This window comes from Brachyspira sp. (genome assembly GCF_029258575.1).
Taxonomy (GTDB): Bacteria; Spirochaetota; Brachyspiria; order Brachyspirales; family Brachyspiraceae; genus Brachyspira.
The window spans coordinates 1-20,156 of sequence record NZ_JARHYI010000064.1; the positions used below are offsets into that span (position 1 = coordinate 1).

Annotated in this window: 20 protein-coding genes and 3 tRNA genes; 16 read left to right on the plus strand and 7 right to left on the minus strand. The window is 27.4% G+C overall.

What is annotated here, in order from left to right; all coding sequences use genetic code 11:
• A partial coding sequence (locus Q1J76_RS05055; RefSeq protein ID WP_300367733.1) for an MGH1-like glycoside hydrolase domain-containing protein occupies positions 1–1,239 on the plus strand: 1,239 nt, incomplete at its 5' end.
• Between the two features lie 82 nt (positions 1,240–1,321).
• Here Q1J76_RS05055 and Q1J76_RS05060 read toward each other — a convergent pair.
• Positions 1,322–2,554, minus strand: coding sequence for a peptidase U32 family protein (locus Q1J76_RS05060; RefSeq protein ID WP_300367736.1), 1,233 nt, complete (start codon positions 2,552–2,554; stop codon positions 1,322–1,324).
• A 176-nt stretch (positions 2,555–2,730) separates the two neighbouring features.
• Between Q1J76_RS05060 and Q1J76_RS05065 the strand changes: the two genes are divergently transcribed.
• The 5 genes from Q1J76_RS05065 (at position 2,731) to groL (ending at position 5,941) form a co-directional block, all read left to right on the plus strand.
• Positions 2,731–3,657 (plus strand): hypothetical protein, encoded by a 927-nt coding sequence (locus Q1J76_RS05065; protein WP_300367739.1) that lies wholly within the window; start codon positions 2,731–2,733, stop codon positions 3,655–3,657.
• A 59-nt stretch (positions 3,658–3,716) separates the two neighbouring features.
• Positions 3,717–3,789: transfer RNA gene (locus Q1J76_RS05070), tRNA-Met, on the plus strand.
• Positions 3,790–3,818: 29 nt separating this feature from the next.
• Positions 3,819–3,892, plus strand: a tRNA-Met gene (locus Q1J76_RS05075).
• 29 nt (positions 3,893–3,921) lie between these two features.
• On the plus strand, positions 3,922–4,131 hold the full coding sequence (rpsU, locus tag Q1J76_RS05080; protein ID WP_008724792.1) for a 30S ribosomal protein S21: 210 nt from the start codon (positions 3,922–3,924) through the stop codon (positions 4,129–4,131).
• A gap of 178 nt (positions 4,132–4,309) precedes the next feature.
• On the plus strand, positions 4,310–5,941 hold the full coding sequence (gene groL, locus Q1J76_RS05085) for a chaperonin GroEL (protein ID WP_300367742.1): 1,632 nt from the start codon (positions 4,310–4,312) through the stop codon (positions 5,939–5,941).
• A gap of 412 nt (positions 5,942–6,353) precedes the next feature.
• Here groL and Q1J76_RS05090 read toward each other — a convergent pair whose 3' ends face one another.
• Positions 6,354–8,096, minus strand: coding sequence for a YihY/virulence factor BrkB family protein (locus Q1J76_RS05090; RefSeq protein ID WP_300367744.1), 1,743 nt, complete (start codon positions 8,094–8,096; stop codon positions 6,354–6,356).
• A gap of 53 nt (positions 8,097–8,149) precedes the next feature.
• Between Q1J76_RS05090 and Q1J76_RS05095 the strand changes: the two genes are divergently transcribed.
• Positions 8,150–8,230, plus strand: a tRNA-Leu gene (locus Q1J76_RS05095).
• A gap of 17 nt (positions 8,231–8,247) precedes the next feature.
• On the opposite strand, the gene Q1J76_RS05100 is transcribed toward Q1J76_RS05095, so the two are convergent.
• Both Q1J76_RS05100 and Q1J76_RS05105 read right to left on the minus strand, forming a co-directional pair.
• Complete coding sequence (locus tag Q1J76_RS05100; protein ID WP_300367746.1) at positions 8,248–8,502, minus strand: hypothetical protein; 255 nt, start codon at positions 8,500–8,502, stop codon at positions 8,248–8,250.
• Positions 8,503–8,531: 29 nt separating this feature from the next.
• The gene (locus Q1J76_RS05105; RefSeq protein ID WP_300367749.1) at positions 8,532–8,897 is read right to left on the minus strand and encodes a hypothetical protein; all 366 of its coding nucleotides are present in this window, start codon (positions 8,895–8,897) and stop codon (positions 8,532–8,534) included.
• A gap of 144 nt (positions 8,898–9,041) precedes the next feature.
• On the opposite strand from Q1J76_RS05105, the gene Q1J76_RS05110 reads away from it, so the two are divergent.
• The 5 genes from Q1J76_RS05110 (at position 9,042) to Q1J76_RS05130 (ending at position 14,791) form a co-directional block, all read left to right on the plus strand.
• Positions 9,042–9,842: a thymidylate synthase gene (locus Q1J76_RS05110; RefSeq protein ID WP_300367752.1), complete on the plus strand. Its 801-nt coding sequence runs from the start codon at positions 9,042–9,044 to the stop codon at positions 9,840–9,842.
• Complete coding sequence (locus Q1J76_RS05115; RefSeq protein ID WP_300367755.1) at positions 9,839–10,339, plus strand: dihydrofolate reductase; 501 nt, start codon at positions 9,839–9,841, stop codon at positions 10,337–10,339. The genes Q1J76_RS05110 and Q1J76_RS05115 overlap by 4 nt, the downstream gene beginning before the upstream one ends.
• Before the next feature lie 485 nt (positions 10,340–10,824).
• Positions 10,825–12,120 carry an ABC transporter permease gene (locus Q1J76_RS05120; protein ID WP_300367783.1) on the plus strand — a complete coding sequence of 432 codons (1,296 nt, stop codon included), beginning with the start codon at positions 10,825–10,827 and terminating at the stop codon, positions 12,118–12,120.
• On the plus strand, positions 12,113–12,808 hold the full coding sequence (locus tag Q1J76_RS05125) for an ABC transporter ATP-binding protein (protein WP_300367758.1): 696 nt from the start codon (positions 12,113–12,115) through the stop codon (positions 12,806–12,808). The genes Q1J76_RS05120 and Q1J76_RS05125 overlap by 8 nt, the downstream gene beginning before the upstream one ends.
• Positions 12,809–12,838: 30 nt before the next feature.
• Positions 12,839–14,791, plus strand: a complete 1,953-nt coding sequence (locus tag Q1J76_RS05130; RefSeq protein ID WP_300367761.1) for an ABC transporter ATP-binding protein — start codon at positions 12,839–12,841, stop codon at positions 14,789–14,791.
• 303 nt (positions 14,792–15,094) lie between these two features.
• On the opposite strand, the gene Q1J76_RS05135 is transcribed toward Q1J76_RS05130, so the two are convergent.
• From Q1J76_RS05135 to Q1J76_RS05145, 3 genes are all read right to left on the minus strand, one after another.
• Positions 15,095–15,337 carry a hypothetical protein gene (locus Q1J76_RS05135; RefSeq protein WP_300367764.1) on the minus strand — a complete coding sequence of 81 codons (243 nt, stop codon included), beginning with the start codon at positions 15,335–15,337 and terminating at the stop codon, positions 15,095–15,097.
• A 95-nt stretch (positions 15,338–15,432) separates the two neighbouring features.
• Entirely contained in the window at positions 15,433–15,843 is a 411-nt protein-coding gene (locus Q1J76_RS05140) for an ExbD/TolR family protein (protein ID WP_300367767.1), read from the minus strand.
• 20 nt (positions 15,844–15,863) lie between these two features.
• Positions 15,864–16,637: a CAP domain-containing protein gene (locus tag Q1J76_RS05145; protein WP_300367770.1), complete on the minus strand. Its 774-nt coding sequence runs from the start codon at positions 16,635–16,637 to the stop codon at positions 15,864–15,866.
• Between the two features lie 136 nt (positions 16,638–16,773).
• On the opposite strand from Q1J76_RS05145, the gene Q1J76_RS05150 reads away from it, so the two are divergent.
• The 4 genes from Q1J76_RS05150 to Q1J76_RS05165 all read left to right on the plus strand — a co-directional run.
• The gene (locus Q1J76_RS05150) at positions 16,774–17,970 is read left to right on the plus strand and encodes a peptidase M30, hyicolysin (RefSeq protein ID WP_300367773.1); all 1,197 of its coding nucleotides are present in this window, start codon (positions 16,774–16,776) and stop codon (positions 17,968–17,970) included.
• A gap of 23 nt (positions 17,971–17,993) precedes the next feature.
• The gene (locus tag Q1J76_RS05155; RefSeq protein WP_300367776.1) at positions 17,994–18,302 is read left to right on the plus strand and encodes a hypothetical protein; all 309 of its coding nucleotides are present in this window, start codon (positions 17,994–17,996) and stop codon (positions 18,300–18,302) included.
• A gap of 129 nt (positions 18,303–18,431) precedes the next feature.
• The gene (locus Q1J76_RS05160; RefSeq protein WP_300367778.1) at positions 18,432–19,622 is read left to right on the plus strand and encodes an acetate/propionate family kinase; all 1,191 of its coding nucleotides are present in this window, start codon (positions 18,432–18,434) and stop codon (positions 19,620–19,622) included.
• 183 nt (positions 19,623–19,805) lie between these two features.
• A partial coding sequence (locus Q1J76_RS05165; RefSeq protein WP_300367780.1) for an ABC transporter substrate-binding protein occupies positions 19,806–20,156 on the plus strand: 351 nt, incomplete at its 3' end.

A 20,156-nucleotide genomic window follows, 5' to 3' on the forward strand; every position in this document is an offset into this window, starting at 1 on the left:
GGTGCAGGGGCTATACCTTCAGACGGAATTACTCCTGCATTAGCAGTAAAATGGTTTAATGGTTTTTGGCCTTGGGATTATTGGAAACAGGTTGCCGCTACTACTTTATTTGACGAGGAGCTTGCTAAGGCTAATATGAGAGTATTATTTGATTTGCAGATTCAAAGCAATGATACTGTAAGACCTCAGGATGCAGGCATGATAATAGATGCAGTTTTTTTCAATAAGGATACATACAGAGGTGGTGATGGCGGAAACTGGAATGAAAGAAATTCAAAGCCTCCTTTATCAGCTTGGGCAGTTTGGTGTATTTATGAAGAGCATAAGGATAAGACTTTTGTAGAGGAGATGTATGATAAAATAAAATTATATCATGATTGGTGGTACAGAAACAGAGATTATAACAAAAACGGAGTTGCTGAATATGGTGCTACTGTACATACTTTGAATAATAATGAAGATGAAAAGATATTAGCTTCTGCTTGGGACAGCGGTATGGATAATGCTCCTAGATTCGATAGAGCAGGTTATGGAAAAGATGATATAGGAGTTAAAACTTATGATATTACTAATGAAAAAGGAGAGGTAATAGCTCATACTGTTAATCAGGAATCGGTTGATTTGAATTCTTATCTTTATGCGGAGAAAATTTATTTATCATATATGGCTGAACTTCTAGGCAAAAAAGATGAAAAAGAAAAATTTTTACAAGATGCTGAAGTTTTGAAAGATTATATAGTTAATAATATGTTTGACGAGGAAACAGGAGCTTTTTATGATTTGCAGTTTGATTATGAGAATAATACAACTAAACTTCTAGTTAATAGAGGAAAGGCTGCTGAAACTTATATACCTTTATGGGCTAAAGTTGCCGCAGAAGAGCAGGCAAAAAGAGTACGAAATTTGATAATGGATGAAAATGTTTTCAATACTTATGTGCCTTTGCCTACTGTTGCTAAGGATAATCCATCATTTTCTCATGAAGAATATTGGAGAGGTCCTGTATGGCTTGATCAAAGTTATTTTGCTATTAAAGGACTTATAAATTATGGATACAATGATGAAGCTGATGAACTTACTGTGAAGATGTTTCATAATTTGGAGGGACTTTTAAATGATGTTCCTATCAATGAAAATTATAGCCCTATAACAGGAAAGCCTTTAAATGCTCCCGGATTCAGCTGGTCATCTTCTATGCTCATATTAATGCATCATGATTTGAATAGTACCAACAAATAATATTTTTATTTAATTAGTATAAAAAATAAAACGGGCGGAGAATATCCGTACGTTTATTTTTATGATTTTTTTGATTTATTAATTATTCTTCTACAGTAATGATATCATATTTTTTGAAATTGTGAGCGGCAGATTTTATATATGCATTATCTATATTTCTAATATTATCAACTTCTATAAATTCATTTTCTTCATTTTTTATGAATAGTTTGAATCTATTATCATTATGATTAATAAAATCTTTACCAATATATATTAAATCATTTCCATTTTTAATTGTATTGTATACTGTAATTTTAGCGTATTTTTCACTATCATCAGAAATCATACCCATAAGTCTTCTACCTTTAAGATATCCTTTAAGTGTAGGTCTTATATCATCTCTTCCAAAATAAAAACCTGTATCACTTTCTCTTCTGCTTATGGTATCAAGTTCTTTTAAATAGCTTGCAATAGGTTCTTTCTTTATAGCTTCAGAATATGATTTGTATCCTACTTTGTTGAGCAAATCTAAAAGTACTCTATAAACTCTAACAGTATTTGCAACATAATAAACACTTTTCATTCTACCTTCTATTTTTATAGAATCTATTCCTACCTTTTGAAGTAAATGCAAATATTCAGCCATTTGTAAATCTTTGCTGCTTAATATAGTGGAGTGATTTTCTCCTTCTTCTATTTCCATAAACTCACCAGGTCTTGTTTTCTCTTCTATATAGGTTTTGAAATTCCATCTGCAAACCTGAGAGCATTCTCCACCATTAGCATCTCTATTATTCAAAAAGTTTGATAATAAGCATCTTCCAGAATAAGACATGCATACTGCACCATGTACAAAACTTTCCAATTCTAAATCAGTGTTTTGTCTAATCTCTTTTATTTCATCTAAAGATAATTCTCTTGCAAGTATTATTCTGCTTGCTCCTAAAGTTTCATACATTTTGCATGAATAACTATTTGTAACAGAAGCCTGAGTACTAATATGGACAACAGCTTCAGGTATAATTTCTTTTACTATTCCAAGTACTCCCAAATCAGAAATTATAAATGCATCTATATTTAGATTTTTTATTTCTTTTAAATATTCTTTTAGATTATTTTTATCATATTCATGCAAGAAAGCATTTAAAGTTAAATATATTTTTTTATTAAGTTTTTTGGCAAGTTCAGTACATTCAGCAAGCTCATCTATAGTTGTGTTTTTACTTTGATGTCTTAAATTAAATAACGCTCCGCCTATATATGCAGCGTCTGCGCCATAATGATATGCTATTTCCAATTTTTCTTTATTTCCAGCAGGTGCTAAAAGTTCCATTTATCATATATCCTATTAATTTTGATTTATTTTATATTAAAATTGTTAAAAAGTATATATTAAAATAATAATTATTACTAATGATTTCTAATAAAAAATATTTTATATATGAGTTATAAAGTCATTATTAGAAAAATAATATTGATGTATAAAGATTTTTATGTTAATATACAAATATGAGTAATCAATTTAATATAAATATATTTGATGACATAGATATTTTGAAGGAGCTTGCAAAAACTTGGCATACTTATTATGATTTTAGAATGTCATGTATATCTTTAAAAAATTCAGAATATCTTTTAAGTCTTCTTTCATTGATATTAAATCCAAATAATCATTATGAATATAAAGATATTGGTATGAACATATTAGAGGAATTTCATTCCAAGCATAAAGAATTTGAAATATTAAATAGCTATTTAAAAGCAGAATATAATTGCGAAGTTTTCTCAAAGATAGTGAGTTCATTTGAAGGAAAAGATATTCTTATAGATAAAAGTTATGATGAAGATATAAATTATATAGATAATTTGGATTTGGACCCTATACTCAAATTACTAGTTTATCAAAAAATATCTTATGAGTATGTTAAGGATTATAATAATAGTTATATAATATGCCGTGTAGTATTTAATATATACTCTTATAAATTAAAATTATTAGAAACTCCTATATTGTATCCTTATCAGTTTTTTGAAATCAGTATGAGTGATTGTTCGAATAAGGCTTCTATAATTAGGTATTTAAAATTTTTACGCAGTATATGTTCATATGCCATAGGTACTATTAGTTTTGTTTATAAGAATCTTGCTGTATTAAAAAGCGAATTAATACTCAATAAAAATTTTAAGAAACTTACAGATTCCGATGTGTTTTATATAATATTTATTACACCTTATATAAGAATAATTGATTTAATGGACATGTTTAACTGGAAAAGGGATAAGGCAGCAAGACTTTTATCAAAATTAAAAGGTGAGGGCTTATTTATAGAATCAAAGGTTAAAAAAGAGAAAATATTTGTTAATAAATACATAATAAGCTTATTTGAATCGGGAGAAAATGAGAAACCTGATGAGTTTTTTAATAAGTTTATATAAAAATACTTGACATTTTTTAAAAAACATGTAAAATGCTTTAATATTTTGATAGTTAACATCGCGGGGTGGAGCAGTTGGTAGCTCGTTGGGCTCATAACCCAAAGGTCGTAGGTTCAAGTCCTGCTCCCGCTAATAGCCCAAATAATAGGCTACTTATTTTTGGCGGCGTGGCTCAGGTGGTTAGAGCATGCGGCTCATATCCGCAGTGTCAGGGGTTCAAGTCCCTTCGCCGCTAATATTTTATAAAAAAGGTAGGTGAGTTAATTGGTAAGAGTATTTGCTAATGAAGGTGAACCAGTAGAAAGCGTTATCAAAAGATTTCGCAGAGCTTGTGAAAATGAAGGTATTTTACAGGATCTTAAAGAGAAACAATTCTATAAAAAACCTTCTCTTGAGAAAAAACTTCAAAGAGAAAAAGCTCTCAAAAGAATGAAGAGAAAAATTAAAAAAGAACGCAGATTAGGTTTACTATAATTTATCTGTATTTTTTATTAAAGCATTGATGTTTGAATATCAATGCTTTTTTTATCTAATTTATACTTGAAAATATTTATTATTTGATGTATAATTCTTACAATTTTAAAATAAAATTTTTAAAAGTTTAGTAATGCTAATAATTTAATTTAATAATACTGAAAGGAGAAAAAATAATATGGCAGCAAAACAGCTATTATTTGATGAAGAAGCTAGACGTGCCCTTATGAGAGGTGTAGATGCTTTAGCTAATGCCGTAAAGGTAACTTTAGGACCACGCGGAAGAAATGTTGTAATAGACAAAAAATTTGGTCCACCTACTATAATAAATGATGGTGTAACTATTGCTAAAGAAATAGAATTAGAAGATCCATTTGAAAATATGGGTGCTCAAATAGTTAAAGAAGTTGCTACTAAAACTAATGATGTTGCAGGAGATGGTACTACTACTGCTACAGTTTTAGCTCAGGCTATGGTGAAAGAAGGTTTAAAAAATGTAACTAGTGGTGCTAACCCTATGCTTATTAAAAGAGGTATAGAGAAGGCTGTTAATGAAATAGTTGCTCATATCAAATCTGAAGCTAAACAAATCAAAGGAAAAGAAGAAATTGCTCAGGTTGCTACTATTTCTGCTAATAATGATAAAGAAATAGGTTCTTTAATTAGCGATGCTATGGAAAAAGTTGGTAAAGAGGGTGTTATCACTGTAGAAGAAGCTAAATCTTTAGAAACTAGCCTTTCTTTAGTTGAAGGTATGCAGTTTGACAGAGGTTATATATCTCCATACTTTGTAACTAACGGCGACAGTATGACTGCTGAATTAGAAGATGCTTTACTTCTTATTTATGATAAGAAAATATCTAATATGAAAGAACTTCTTCCTATACTTGAGAAAATTGCTCAAACTGGAAAGCCTTTCATTATTATTGCTGAAGATATTGAAAATGAAGCTTTAGCTACTTTAGTATTAAACAAGATGAGAGGAGTATTAAATGTATGTGCAGTTAAGGCTCCTGGATTCGGTGATAGAAGAAAAGCTATGTTAGAAGATATTGCTATTTTAACAGGCGGACAAGTTATCAGTGAAGATTTAGGTATGAAGCTTGAAAATGCTACTATTGAACAGCTTGGAAGAGCTAAAAAAATTACTGTAGATAAAGAAAATACTACTATAGTTGAAGGTGCTGGAAATAAAGAAGATGTTAAAGCTAGAGTAGCTGCTATCAAAAAACAGATAGAAGAAACTGACAGCGATTATGACAGAGAAAAATTACAAGAAAGATTGGCTAAACTTTCTGGAGGTGTTGCTGTTATAAATATCGGTGCTGCTACTGAAGTAGAAATGAAAGAGAAAAAGGCTAGAGTAGAAGATGCTTTATCTGCTACTAGAGCTGCTGTTGAAGAAGGTGTAATTCCTGGTGGCGGTATTACTTACTTACATGCACAGTCTAAATTAGAATCTTTAACTGTAGAAAATTCTGATGAGCAGGTTGGGGTTAATATAGTTAAGAGAGCTATTGAAGAGCCTATAAGAATGATAGCTACAAATGCTGGTTTAGACGGTTCTGTAGTTGCTATTGAAGCTAAAAAACAAAAAGGTAATATGGGTTTCAATGCTCTTACTAATGAGTGGGTTGATATGTTAAAGGCTGGTATTATTGATCCTGCTAAAGTTTCAAGAAGTGCTTTACAAAATGCTGCTTCTATTGCTAGTCAAGTATTAACTGCTGAAGTTATTATTACTGATATACCTGAACCTGAAAAACCAATGCCTCCAATGCCTGGTGGTGGAATGGGCGGTATGTATTAATAAATAGCTCATATGAAAATCGAATTAAAAACTTAATAATAAGTTTGATAATAAAAAGCCTCAGTATTTTTACTGGGGCTTTCTTATCTTTGTAATACAATTTTTATTATATTTTTATTCTAAAGAAAAGTACTCTAAATTCTTAACCATATTATCAGTCTTTTATGATACATTTTTATGAAGATTCTACTTTCATAATCCATATATGAATTTTTTGAGTAATATCATTCAAAGAATTATCAGCCATTTTATTTGATTTATATTATCATTTTCTCCTATTATAGCATTAGTTATATTCGATAATTCTTCTGATACTTCAATTACAAATGTTTATATATTAGACAATAATTTAGCAGATAATTCATAATAATTATAGTAATATAAATTGAACAAGTCAAATAATATATACTTTTTATTTATTTTTATAATATACTAAAGTAAGTAAATTAGTATTATAATCTTTTTTTGATATTTCCTTATTTTTATATATTAAATTTTTATATTTATCATCAGTTTTTATATTTTTATTTCTAAATCCTCCTTCCATTTTTAAAGCATATAGAATATCGCCTATAGTAATTGATTCAGGCTGACATCCTAAAGAATATGAAGTTTTTGAATTATTGGAAATCTTTATAACAAACATTGCTTTTTCTAAAGGCTCTGATATCTCTGTAATAACAGTAGGTGCTGTTCTAAGTTCTTTGGCTAATTCATACATAGTTATAGCTATTTTTTTATTAATAAATCTTTGAGCTATTATATGCATAAATTCCAATGCTATAAGTTCTTTCTCTGCAAATGATAATTTAATATTTTTTTTATCAACTCCATAAGATAAGAAATATTGTATAGAGTAGGTAAGTTCAGCTCCGAATAATATTATAATCCACACTATATATAACAATAATAGTAAAACAGGTATTTGAGCGAATGAACTAGCCGAAGATAATTCAGAAGGTGCAATACTTGTAATCATATTGTTTTCACTGCTTATAGTTACAATATCATTAATTTGAAAATTATATTTCATAAGCTGTTCTTTTACATTTGGAGAAAAAGTGTGGAAATTAAGCATATTTGTTTCTATAGGTTTTTTTTCATAAGTTACACCAGAAATACCTGTTCCTATATTTTCAACTATCATATAACTTATTCTCTCTATTACAATGCTTGATATATTATCAACATCTATTTTTTGATTTTTTTGTAATACATTTTTATCATTATTTTTTAAATCATTATAATTGCTGATATTCTCTTCATATATATTTTCGTTAATGTTTTCACTAGTGTTTATATTATTATTATATGTATTTATTTCTTTTACTAGATACTCTATTTTATATTTATCGCTATCAAATATTTGCTTATAATTTTTAACATTTATATTAAGTTTAAAATATACACTAAATAAAGTTATTATTGCTATTGCTACCAATACAGAAGATATTGTGGCATTAGACCAATTTACTTTAGTTTGAGGAACTAATACATAAAGAAATAACACTAATAATGAAGTTGATATTATAGGTGTTACCCAAGATAATAGTATTTTTATCAATGCTGGAAGATTATGAAGGTTTATAGAAGTGTATGTTATCAAAGTAAATGATATACCAATAAGTAGAGGTATTAAAAATAATAATGCTATATAATTTGCTACCACTCTTGGTATGGAAGTTGTTATTTTTACACGCCATATTTTAATTAATGATTTTTGTATACTATGAAGTATTAAAGCTACGCTAACTACAGTTGCTATAATACCGATTATTCCAAAACTTGCCAAATTTGTATTATCAGCTATATTGAGTATTTGTCTTACCATAGGTTCATAGAATGGAGCATTTTTTTCCATCCAATCAAATATAAAAATAAATATGTTTTGATATATATTAAATACTCTTAATACAAAAAGTCCCACTATTAATGCTGGTATGAACGATAATGTTACAAGATAAGTTAATGCGGCGGCTCTTATAGTGCAGTCATCTTTAAAAAAGTCTGTTATGGCAAATATTATTATTCTATATGAGTTTATGAAAAATTTTTGTATAGGATTGAATAATTTTTGATCTGAATAATATATATCATCTGTAAAAAAAGTTCTTAATTTCTTGAAAAATTTTTTAATTTTTTGAATTTTAGTCATATAACACTTCTTGCAAAAAAAAATTATATAATGTATAATATATAAACAATTAAGCGAGGGTGGCGGAACTGGCAGACGCACTAGACTTAGGATCTAGCGCCCTAGGCATGAGGGTTCGATTCCCTCCCCTCGCAATCTTTTATATATATCATTATTTATTATTATTATCATCAACTTCAATAGAAAACTTACATTTATTACAAACTTTTTTATATCCGCTGGAAGTTTTTATCATTCGCATAGAATTTTTACATTTACAAAATGGACAATCCTCATGATTTCTAAATATTATCATAGATATTAAATCGATAATTTTACCTATTCCAGAAACAAAAAATAATATTCCAAACATTAAAATGAATATTATGATGATAATTACAAAAAATATAATAACTAATAAATCCACTTTTTATATATCCGTCAATAATATTTATATTATATATTAAATGTAAGATTTTTTAAAGAAACCTGAGTATATTTTATCATATTTGTACTAATATATTTTATAGGAAAAGCAGACCAGCTATCAAGTTCATTATCCCATAATCTATAGTAGTAATTACTGCCTTCTTTTTTCCATTCATATGTATAAACTTTATTTTCATGATTATTACTGATATATTCTATTTTGTTATTATTAAAGAAAGTATATTTTTCATTTCCATTAACTAGTTCCCAACTTCCTACAAATCTTCTATCGACAACATCTTTTTCTATACTTATAATTTCCTTTTTTTGGCATGACATAGTAATTATTAGTAATAGCGATAATATAATTATTTTATTATACAAGTTATACATAGATAGTCCTTTAATATAAATTATTATATAGTATCGTAATAAAAATTATAAAATAAAAAGTCTATTTATTTTTATATTGATAATATTGATAAAATCTTTTAAACATATATAATAATTCTTTATATAAAATTATTAGGATTATTTATGCAGAACTATTTAGATTTATTAAAAAATGTATTGGAAGAAGGTGAAAAAACTAAAGACAGAACAGGAGTAGGTACTAGAAGAATATTCGGACCTCAATTAAGATTTAAATTTGATGGAAACAAAATACCTATAGTAACAACTAAAAAAGTATTTATGAAAGGTGTTATTATAGAATTACTTTGGTTTTTACAGGGTTCTACAAATATAAAATTTTTGCTTGAAAATAATATTCATATATGGGATGAATGGGCTGATGATATGGGAGAGCTTGGACCTGTATATGGAAAACAATGGAGAGCTTGGGAGAGCAAAGAAGGAAATAAAATAGATCAAATATCAAATATAGTTAATACTTTAAGAAATAATCCTACAAGCAGAAGAATAATTTTGAATGCTTGGAATGTAGGAGAGATTGATAAAATGCATCTTCCACCATGTCATATGATGTGTCAGTTTTCGGTGAATAGTAAATGCGGTATAATAACACATTTATATCAGAGATCGGCAGATTTATTTTTGGGAGTTCCTTTTAATATAAGTTCTTATGCTATACTTACAAGGCTTTTAGCTATGCATAGCGGACTTTATGCTTCAGAACTTATAATGACTTTCGGAGATGCTCATATTTATAATAATCATGTTGAACAGGTTAAACTTCAGCTTACAAGGGAGCCTTATGAAAATACTACAGAATTATTCATAAAAGAGCGTCCTAATATCTTTAGTCATAATTATGAAGATTTTGTATTGGAAGGATATAAATATCATCCTACTATAAAGGCGGAGGTAGCAGTTTGATAATTTCAATGATTGCAGCAGTAGATTCAAATAATGGTATAGGGTTAAATGGGATAATGCCTTGGGGACATATTAAAGAGGATATGCAGTTTTTTAAAAGTATTACTACGGGATATCCTGTTATTATGGGAAGAGTAACTTTTGAATCTTTGGGATTAAAACCTCTTCCAAGTAGAAGAAATATTGTTATATCATCAAAAGTTAATAATGAATTATTAGAAAAACATAATAATCTTTTTTATGAATTTTCTTTTGAAGATGCTGTTTCAAAATTGCTTTTAGAGAAAAATAATCAAATATTTATTATAGGAGGAGAATCTATTTATAAAAGGGCTTTGGACTATGCAGATAAAGTATATCTCACTCATATAAATAAAGACTATAATTGTGATAGATTTTTTCCTAACATAGATAAAAATTCATTTCAATCTAATAAATTAAAAACTTTTTTTTATAATGATATTAGTGTCAATATAATTGAATATACTAGAATGTAAATATATTTTTATAAATAGGTATAGTAAAACAAGATTTAGCAAAACCTGGGGAGGCTATAGGATATTTTAGTAAAGTTTTATTTTTTAATTCTAAATATTCTAAGCCTTATTATAATAGATGACTTTCTAAAATAAAATTGAAATTATACTAAGAGGCAGAAGAGGATTTTACTAAATATATAGATGCTAATTGTACAGATTATGAAGTTTATTTTTATATAGGATTAGCAAGATATAAATTATCAGATTATTATAATGCTATAATATATTTTGAAAAAGTTCATAAGAATAGAAATGGTTCAATGTTAAAAATTATATTTAAAATTAAATCAATATTTAAATAGTAGTATATTTTTATTTATTTAAAAATATGAGTTATTAATTATGAATAAAAATAGGTTTAAATTTATTGTATATAATATATAATATTTGAGATTAATATTTATTCTTTAATTATTTAAGGAGATGTTTTGAGATTAGAATTAATGCTTGGCATCAGATATTTGAGAGCCAAAAAAAAGTTTTCATTCGTTTCAATTATTACTATTATATGTGTTCTTGGAATATTGGTAGGAGATATGGTAATGATTACTGTACTTTCTGTTATGAACGGTTTTCAAGATGATATAAGAGATAAAATACTTGGAATGAGATCCCATATAAATATTAGTGCTTATAGTGATCAGCCACTTACAGATTATAAATATGTAGTTGATAATATAATGAATAATAAGGAAATAACAAGTGCCTATCCATATATAGTTCTTCCTTGTATAATGCGTACATATAATTTTACTACTCTTATAACGGTTCGTTCTTTTGAGGATAATATATTTACCACTGATAAAGATTTTATAAAGTATTTTAATTTTATTGAAGGCAATAATAAAAATATGAGTACAAATGATGCATTAATAGGTTCTGAGATGGCTAAGGATTATGCATTATCTGTGGGCGATACTATAGATATAATTTCAGCTTCTGGAAGTTTTGAAAGAGGGTTCAAACCTCAAAAAACTACTTTTACAATTAAGGGTATATATAAAACTGGTTATTATGAGTATGACAGCAGAATGGTAATAGTTCCACTTTCTACAGGACAGAAAATGGTAGGTTATGATAATGCAGTTACTGGTGTTGCTGTAAAAGTAAAGAATTTTTTTGATGCTGATAAAGTGGCAAAGAAAATTGATACTGATTTGAAAGAGTTTTATAGTGTTATGCCTTGGATGCTTTTTGATAGGAATTTCTTTCAGGCTTTGCATACAGAAAAATTAATGCTTGCTTTGATACTTTCATTTATAATACTAATAGCAGCTTTAAATATTGCATCAAGCCAAATAATATTCGTAAAGGATAAAAGAAGAGATATTGCTATAATAAAAACATTGGGATTAAGACCTTCCAATGTTGCTAAAGTTTTCTTTTTGGAAGGTGCTATAATAGGAATAATAGGTACTGTTCTTGGAGTGATATTTGGTATATTGCTTGCCAATTATGTTAATGAAGCTTTGGAAGGTATTAGAATAATATTGCAGTTTATAGTTAATATTATTTGGTTTATTCCTTCAAAAATAAGTGCTGGTATATTAATACCTATAGTACCTGATTTCTTCCCATCGGATATATATTATGTAAGCGGAGGACTTCCATCTATTATTCATGCTTCACATGTGATAATGGTAGCTAGTATATCATTTTTACTTTCAGTTTTATTTGCTATAATACCTGCATATATAGCAAGCAGATATAAACCTGCGGAGGTGCTTAGATATGAGTAATAATTCCAGCAGAGAAGTTTTAATAAAAATAGAAAATTTAAAAAAGACTTATATAGGTCCTCCTAAAGTAGAAGTATTAAAATCATTAAATTTAAATATTTATAAAAATGAAATACTTGCAATAACAGGAGAATCAGGCAGCGGAAAAACAACTCTTTTAAATTTGATAGGAGGAATAGATAATATAACAGATGGCAGTATAGATATATCAGGAAATAATATAGGAAAAATGAATGAAGCTCAGTTAGCTCATTTTAGAAATAGTTCTCTAGGTTATGTATTTCAATTTCACAATTTGCTTGGAGAGTTTAGTGCTATAGAAAATGTTATGATACCTTCTTTAATGCTTAAATATAATAAGAAAGAGGCTAGGCAAAAAGCTGAGAATCTTCTTGAAATAGTAGGTTTGAAAGATAGAATTGAACATAGAATAGGTGAGCTTTCTGGAGGTGAGGCACAGAGAGTTGCTATAGCAAGAGCTTTGATAAATAAACCTAGTGTTGTTTTGGCAGATGAGCCTACTGGTAATTTAGATAAAAAGAATGCAGAATTGGTTAGGGAATTATTATGGAATATGACTAAACAGAGTAATGCTTCTTTAATAATAGTTACACATTCTGTTTCTATTGCTGATATGGCTGATAGGAAATTGCGTTTAGAGTATGGTGAAAATTTGATAGAATATTAATTTATATATTAAAAATAGGAAATTTAATTTATGTTAAAAAAGATAAAAGAATTTTTCAAAAAAGATAGCAGACCTTTTGATTATGGAGCTGTTACAGAAGAACATATAAGAAAATATTATTCAAGTCCAGAGAAACATCCTTATAGGAGAATGTTTTCTTATGCTATGAAACATAAGAAACTTTTTATACCATCTTTCATTTTGAGTGTTGGATATACAATAATAAATATACTTCCTCCATTTTTTGGTCAAATGGCAATAGCTATAACGGGAGGAAAAAGTGTTGATATATTAGATAAAATTCCATTCGTTGCGAATTTAACTTCTAAATTTAGTAATCTAAATACAAAAGATTTAGTACAGCAATTTTTAACATCAGATTCTATCGTAAATCCTGTGATAATTGCACAATTTGCATTTATTATAATAATTGGTTTTATATATGTTTTATTTCGTGTAGGTTTTGATTATGTAAAAACTTTTCTTTTTGCTTTTACTGCTCAGGAAATAGGAAAAGATGTACGTGCTGATATGTTAAAAGGATTAATGAATACTGATATAGCATATTTTAAACAAGAAAAAGAAGGGGATTTAATGAGTAGGGTAATTAATGAGTCTGGTACTATAGAATCATTTTTATCTGGTACATTACCCAATATGATAACAGTACCTTTAACTTTGGTACTTACATTATGTATGCTTTTAATATTGAATGTTAAACTTACATTAGCTTGTTTTATAGCAGCACCTCTTATTGGTTTAGGAATAGATAAAGTTTCTAAATTGATAAGAACTAGAGTAACAGCTCAGCAGAATTTACTTGGAAGTACAACTTCTGTTATACAGGAAGATATAAGGGGTATTGAGGTTATAAAAATATTTTCTAAAGAAGATGAAGAAGTAAGCAGATACAAAACTTTATATAGCGAATTGATAAATTTGATGAGAAAAATGAGTTTGCTTACATCTCTAAATAGACCTATCACAGAGCTTGTAATGATAGTTGCAATGCTTACTATACTTGCATATGGCGGATTTTTAATATTTAAAGGTGAGATGCCTTTTGAGTTTTTATGGGGATTTTTGCTTTATATGCTTAATATTTCTACACCTGTAAGAGATTTATCTGGTATATTTATTAATTTGCAATTTACTAAAGGTGTAGCTTTAAGAGTATTTCAGATTATAGATTTACCAGCTGAAAATGTTGATGATCCTACTAAAAAGCAAATGAAGCCTATAGAACATTCTGTAACTTTTGAAAATGTTCATTTTGAATACCCTAGAAGAAATGATTCAACTCCTTTCCATTTGGGACCTGTAAGTTTTAATGTTAAAAAGGGAGATGTAGTGGCATTTGTAGGTAATTCAGGTGGTGGTAAAACTACTTTGGTAAGTCTTATACCAAAATTATTTACTCCAACTGAAGGAGTTATAAGATTTGATGGTATTGATATAAATGATTTAAATACTAGAAGTGTAAGAAATCAAATAGGTGTTGTGTCTCAAGAAAATATTTTATTTTATGGTACAGTGAGGGAAAATATTTTATATGCTAATCCTAATGCTAATGATGATGATATGTATAGAGCAGCAAAAATAGCACATGCTGATGAGTTTATATTAAAACTTCCTAATGGTTATGATACTCATATTGGTCCTAGAGGAGTTATGCTTTCAGGTGGTCAGCGTCAGCGTCTAGCATTGGCTAGAGCTGTTTTAAAAAGACCTTCTATATTAATACTTGATGAAGCTACTAGTGCTTTGGATACTGAAAGCGAGATGTATGTACAAAAGGCTTTAAATGAAATCATTAATCTTCAAACTACATTTGTTATAGCACATAGACTTTCTACTATTAAAAATGCTACATATATATGCGTTGTAGAGAATGGTCAAATAATAGAATCTGGTACTCATGATGAACTTATGAAAAAAGGTGGAAAATATCAGTATCTTTATTCATTACAATTTAGAGAATAAAATAATTTAATAATAATCATTATAAAATTTATATACGAATTTTATAATGATTATTTTTTATTCATTTTATTTTTCAATTTATATTATTCTATATGAAATTTTTAATATAATTCTTCATCTTGTAAATCTGTTTCTATATGATTGGCACATTTTATAACCAATTTTTCTTTGATATTAGAATTACAAGAATTATATAATTTATCAAGCATACAAGCCAATCTTTATTTCCATGCATAAATAGGCATGGGATATTCTCTTTTTTAATATTTCAAAGCATTAGCATCATTAAAATAAAAAACTAATCTAATTTTTGTAATTATATACATTAGCATATATTAAAGCTTTAACATTATTAGGAAATCTTCTGTCTTCCATACGCATCATCATATCAGTTGCTTCCATAGATACCACAAAAATCACTATCTTTTTATCATTATAGTTTTCATTAATATAATTGCACCAAGATAAAATATCTATTTTCTCATAATATCCGAAACTATATATTCTACCCTCACTTTGATTCTTTTCTATTAAATTGGCATGCATTTTTTAATTATATTCGGACATGATATAAAAATCTTTCTGTGAATTTTCAAACCATTCTTTAATTACTATGAAAGTAATATTTATATTTAATAATATTAATTGTTTTGTTTTGATTCAGTTGCTATACTGAGTTTCGTGAAACCTGCATTTTTTACGCTGTCTATTACTGATATCAATATTTGAGTTTTTACATCCTCATCAGATCTTATTTCTACAGGCTTTTCTGATTCCCCTTCAGTATTAGCCAATTTTTTCAAATCAGCATCTATATCCTCTACCAAATATCCATTAATATATTTTTGCCCCTCTTTGGATATACTAATTACTATAGTTTCATTTTTTTCAGCACCTACAGCAGATGTAGATTTCGGTAGGCTTATTTGTATTTGAGGAGTATCTATAATTGTTGAACCCACCATGAAAAATACAAGTAAATTGAATACTATATCTATCATGGGGGTTAAATCTATACCGCTTTTTATGTTAAATCTTCTTCTAAATTTCATTATAATCTTTTATTACTTTACTACTCTACAGTTATAGTTCTTACATTACTTAGGAAATGCTGACCTTTATAAAGAATAGAAATTTTATAATCTCCCTTACCATATTCAGCCTTGAAAGTTCTTCCTAATATTCCATTACCCATATCTTTTACATCATAAATTATTTTACCTATGTATGTTTTTCCATCATCTCCAGTAATTCTTGCTTCTTTATCAGCCATCTCTACTGCCAATTTAAAATCAGTATAAGCAGCTTTATTTAATATTCTATATTTTACATTTATATCATCGTCTAATTTAGCTTTAGGCTTGAAATCCACAGATTCAGCAACAATATCAGCAAAAGTTATAGTAACATATACTCCTACACCTCTTTTTACAGCACCAACTCCCACAGCATTAAAATTTTTATCTAATATATTTTTTTTACTGTCTGGGGTAGACATCATATTTTTCACAATACTTTCAGCAGCTTTTTTATCAGTGAAAGGTATAACATCCAATTTTCCTAAACTTTCGCTAATATTTCCAACCATTTCAGGGTATAATTTTACTTGTCTTGCCTTTGAATCTAAACCATCTAAATCTGTATTACTGAAGAATTTATTTTTAGCCATATTATCAGCATGATATAATGCCAAAGAATGAAGTCTTTGATTATTAGGAAGCGGAGGAAGAGCTACTTTGCTTCTCTCTAAATTAATTAGTCTAAATATTTCATCTTCTATAGTATCAGCATGCAATACTAATACAGATATAAACATAAATATTATTATCATTTTTAATTTTCTCATTATTCATTTCCCTCTCTTGATTGAGTTATTGTGTATATATTATAAATTATTTTTATAAAAAATAAAAGTTTTAATTATACTAAAACAGTGCAAAAAATACTTTGCTTTTTAATAATTGTATTGTATAATTTTTAATATGAAAAGGACTATATTCATTTTATTATTTTTTACTATATTTATAAATTCATGTTCAGTAATTGGTTTTGATCCAAGAAATAATTTATCTGATTATTATTATGTTATGAGAATAAATTCTTTTAATAAAGAAAAAGTAGATTATGTGAAATTTGAAAATATTTATGAATCTGAAAAATTAATAATATATGCTGAATCAGGTGTTGATGTAAGAAATTCAAGTATACATTATATAGCAACTGAATTTAATAAACATTATAATGATATGGTTTCAGTATATGGAAAACATACAGATGTTGATAATAACGGTAAAATAAAAATTCTTTTGCTAAATATTAATCCTCCTAATTCTACAATAGCTGTTTTAGGATATTTCTATCCATTGGATTTACTAGGTAAATTTAATAAAGGGGAAATATTATATATGGATATAGAACATGTAAATAATGATCCTTATCATATGGCAGGTACTATATTTCATGAACTTCAACATTTGATTAATTTTAATGTGAATTTTTTTGAAAAGGGAAGAGAGATGTCTATTTGGTTAAATGAAGGACTTTCTGAATCCACTTCAATATTGTTTAGTCCTTATACAGTTAATTCTAGAATAGAAGAATTTAATAAAATAGATTATTATTGTTTCTACACTTGGGAGCTTCCTATAGATGTATTTTCAAATTATCCTTCAGTATCAGTATTTATGAATTGGCTTTATAAACGATCTAGAAATAATAAAGATGTATTTAGAAAAATAGCTTCTTCTAAAGAAGTTAATGATTATACTAAAGTACTTAATTCTATTTCATCTTTAGGTATTGGAAATTCTTGGGATAGTTTATTATTAAATTGGATTGAAGGTATAGGTAATAATGAAGTTAATGGTGCTAAATTATCTCTTGCGAAATCAGGTTCTAATATACCTATATATCCAGGTGCTTTGATTGCATATTCAGGATCATTATCTAGCACAGGTAATTTAGTAACTAAGTCTTTATCATCTGGATTGCAATTGGCTTTAAATAAAGATATGTATATAGGTCAATCACCTTCAGCTATAAATGTAAATATTCCTAATTCTTCATATTCTTTAAGAGCTTCAAAATTATATAATGCCTCTTTAAATAATAATGAAAATTATAAGCCTAAATATAGAAATATATTATTTGGTAATGATGGACAGATTAAAAAGTATTGATGTTTTAAGGATATAAGATATATATGAAAATAGTTTATAGAGAAATTATAAAATATTTGTATGTATTTATTTTTATATTTATGTTTTTTGCCAAAAATGAATATATTACAGGTACTGTTAGGGTAGTAGGAACTTCGATTTTTCCAAATGTTGTAATATCTGCTGAGGAGAGAGAGTATTATTTTGATAAAAAATTTTTTGAAGAATATTCTAAATATGAAGGTAAAGTAATTACTGTTGAAGCTAAAATAAAAAAAGAAACATTATGGCTTGCTGATAAAAGTAAATCTTTTGACAAATATACTATTGTATGGGTAAAAAAGAAGGAATGAAAATATTATTAAAGATTTTAAATTCTTTTTTGTATTTATAATAATCTAATAAATAAAATAAAAATTCATTGATAAATATACGGAGTATGGTATAATAAGAATACTATAATATTAATATGGAGTCATTTTATGAATGTATTGGTAATAAATTCAGGAAGTTCAAGTATTAAATATCAATTATTTTCTATGCCAGAAGCAAAAGTATTGGCTAAAGGTCTTTTAGAAAAAATTGGTGAAGAAATAAGTGTTTTAAAACACACTGCTGTAGAAAAATGTAAAGAAAAAAAAATAGAGCAAAAGGTAGCTGATCATAAAGTTGGTATGTCTCTAATTTTTTCGCTTTTAACAGATAAAGAAGTAGGCGTTATATCTGATATGAGCGAAATATCAGGAGTGGGTCATAGAATAGTACATGGCGGAGAAGCATTCAGCAATAGTACTTTAATCAATGATGAGACTGTAAAAGCTATTGAAGCTTGCTGTGAAATAGCTCCTTTACATAACCCAGCTGGTTTACAGGGTATAAGTGCTTGTAAAGAAATATTAAAAGATGTAAAAATGGTTGCTGTTTTTGATACTAGCTTTCATCAAACAATACCTGATTATGCTTATATGTATGCTGTTCCTTATGAATGGTATGATAAATATAAAGTTCGCCGTTATGGTTTCCATGGTACTTCTCATAAATATGTTTATGGTGAGTTTTGTAAAGTTACTAATAAGCCTAATGCAAATGTTATAGTTTGTCACTTGGGTAATGGGGCGAGTGTTACCGCTATTAAAGAAGGTAAATCTGTAGATACAAGTATGGGATTGACTCCATTAGAAGGTTTAGTAATGGGTACTAGATCTGGAGATATGGATCCTGCTGTTCCTACTTTCATTATGTCTAAAGAAAATATGTCTGCAAAAGATATGGATAATATTCTAAATAAAAAGAGCGGTCTTTTAGGAGTTTCTGGTGTGAGCAATGATATGAGAAATTTGGAAGAGGCTGCTAAAACTAATAAAAAAGCTGAACTTGCTATTACTATGTTCTGCTACAGAGTGAAAAAATATATTGGTTCTTATATGGCTGTTCTTGGTCATCTTGATGGTATAGTATTCACTGGTGGTATAGGAGAAAATAGTTTTTATATTAGAGGAAGAATACTTGAAGGTTTAGATGAGCTTGGTATTAAATGCGATGCTGATAAAAACTCTAAAGCTAGAGGATGTGCTAATTTTGAAAAAGACGGTGCTGCTGTAAAACTTTATGTTATAGCTACAGATGAAGAAAAAGCTATAGCAACTGATACTTATAATATTGCTTTAAAATAATAAATAAAATATATTTTTATTAGGGTGTCTTTGAATTATCGAGGCACCCTATTTTTATATTAAAAAAATAAATACTAAAAAGTAAATTAAAGTTATATGATTCATATTGATAATATTTTAATTAGTTAATTATAATTTATTTCGATATTATAAATACTAATTGTATATTAGGAAAATTATTTTATGAAAAAAAATATATTAATTAAATTATTTTTGTTTTTAATTTTCATTGTATCATGTAATAATGAGCCTAGAAGTATTTTAAATGAATTAACAATATCAGTAGGTCCTGAACCTCAAACTATAGATCCAACTATTAACTCAGCAGTAGATGCTATGATATATACAACGCATTTATTTGAGAATCTAACCGTTAGAGATGAAAATAATAATATCATACCTGCAGCAGCAGAAAGCTGGACATCATCAAATAATAATACAATATATATATTTAATATTAGAAGCAATGCTAAATGGTCTGACGGTGTTGATGTAAAAGCAAATGATTTTGTATATGCTTGGAGGCGTATAGTT

What these genes read in the sequence shown, in the direction of transcription:
- Q1J76_RS05060 (WP_300367736.1), bottom strand. Translation starts at nt 2,554, where the DNA reads ATGGAACTTTTAGCACCTGCTGGAAATAAAGAAAAATTGGAAATAGCA.
- Q1J76_RS05065 (WP_300367739.1), top strand. Translation starts at nt 2,731, where the DNA reads ATGAGTAATCAATTTAATATAAATATATTTGATGACATAGATATTTTG.
- groL (WP_300367742.1), top strand. Translation starts at nt 4,310, where the DNA reads ATGGCAGCAAAACAGCTATTATTTGATGAAGAAGCTAGACGTGCCCTT.
- Q1J76_RS05090 (WP_300367744.1), bottom strand. Translation starts at nt 8,096, where the DNA reads ATGACTAAAATTCAAAAAATTAAAAAATTTTTCAAGAAATTAAGAACT.
- Q1J76_RS05105 (WP_300367749.1), bottom strand. Translation starts at nt 8,897, where the DNA reads ATGTATAACTTGTATAATAAAATAATTATATTATCGCTATTACTAATA.
- Q1J76_RS05110 (WP_300367752.1), top strand. Translation starts at nt 9,042, where the DNA reads ATGCAGAACTATTTAGATTTATTAAAAAATGTATTGGAAGAAGGTGAA.
- Q1J76_RS05120 (WP_300367783.1), top strand. Translation starts at nt 10,825, where the DNA reads ATGCTTGGCATCAGATATTTGAGAGCCAAAAAAAAGTTTTCATTCGTT.
- Q1J76_RS05125 (WP_300367758.1), top strand. Translation starts at nt 12,113, where the DNA reads ATGAGTAATAATTCCAGCAGAGAAGTTTTAATAAAAATAGAAAATTTA.
- Q1J76_RS05130 (WP_300367761.1), top strand. Translation starts at nt 12,839, where the DNA reads ATGTTAAAAAAGATAAAAGAATTTTTCAAAAAAGATAGCAGACCTTTT.
- Q1J76_RS05135 (WP_300367764.1), bottom strand. Translation starts at nt 15,337, where the DNA reads ATGCATGCCAATTTAATAGAAAAGAATCAAAGTGAGGGTAGAATATAT.
- Q1J76_RS05140 (WP_300367767.1), bottom strand. Translation starts at nt 15,843, where the DNA reads ATGAAATTTAGAAGAAGATTTAACATAAAAAGCGGTATAGATTTAACC.
- Q1J76_RS05145 (WP_300367770.1), bottom strand. Translation starts at nt 16,637, where the DNA reads ATGAGAAAATTAAAAATGATAATAATATTTATGTTTATATCTGTATTA.
- Q1J76_RS05150 (WP_300367773.1), top strand. Translation starts at nt 16,774, where the DNA reads ATGAAAAGGACTATATTCATTTTATTATTTTTTACTATATTTATAAAT.
- Q1J76_RS05155 (WP_300367776.1), top strand. Translation starts at nt 17,994, where the DNA reads ATGAAAATAGTTTATAGAGAAATTATAAAATATTTGTATGTATTTATT.
- Q1J76_RS05160 (WP_300367778.1), top strand. Translation starts at nt 18,432, where the DNA reads ATGAATGTATTGGTAATAAATTCAGGAAGTTCAAGTATTAAATATCAA.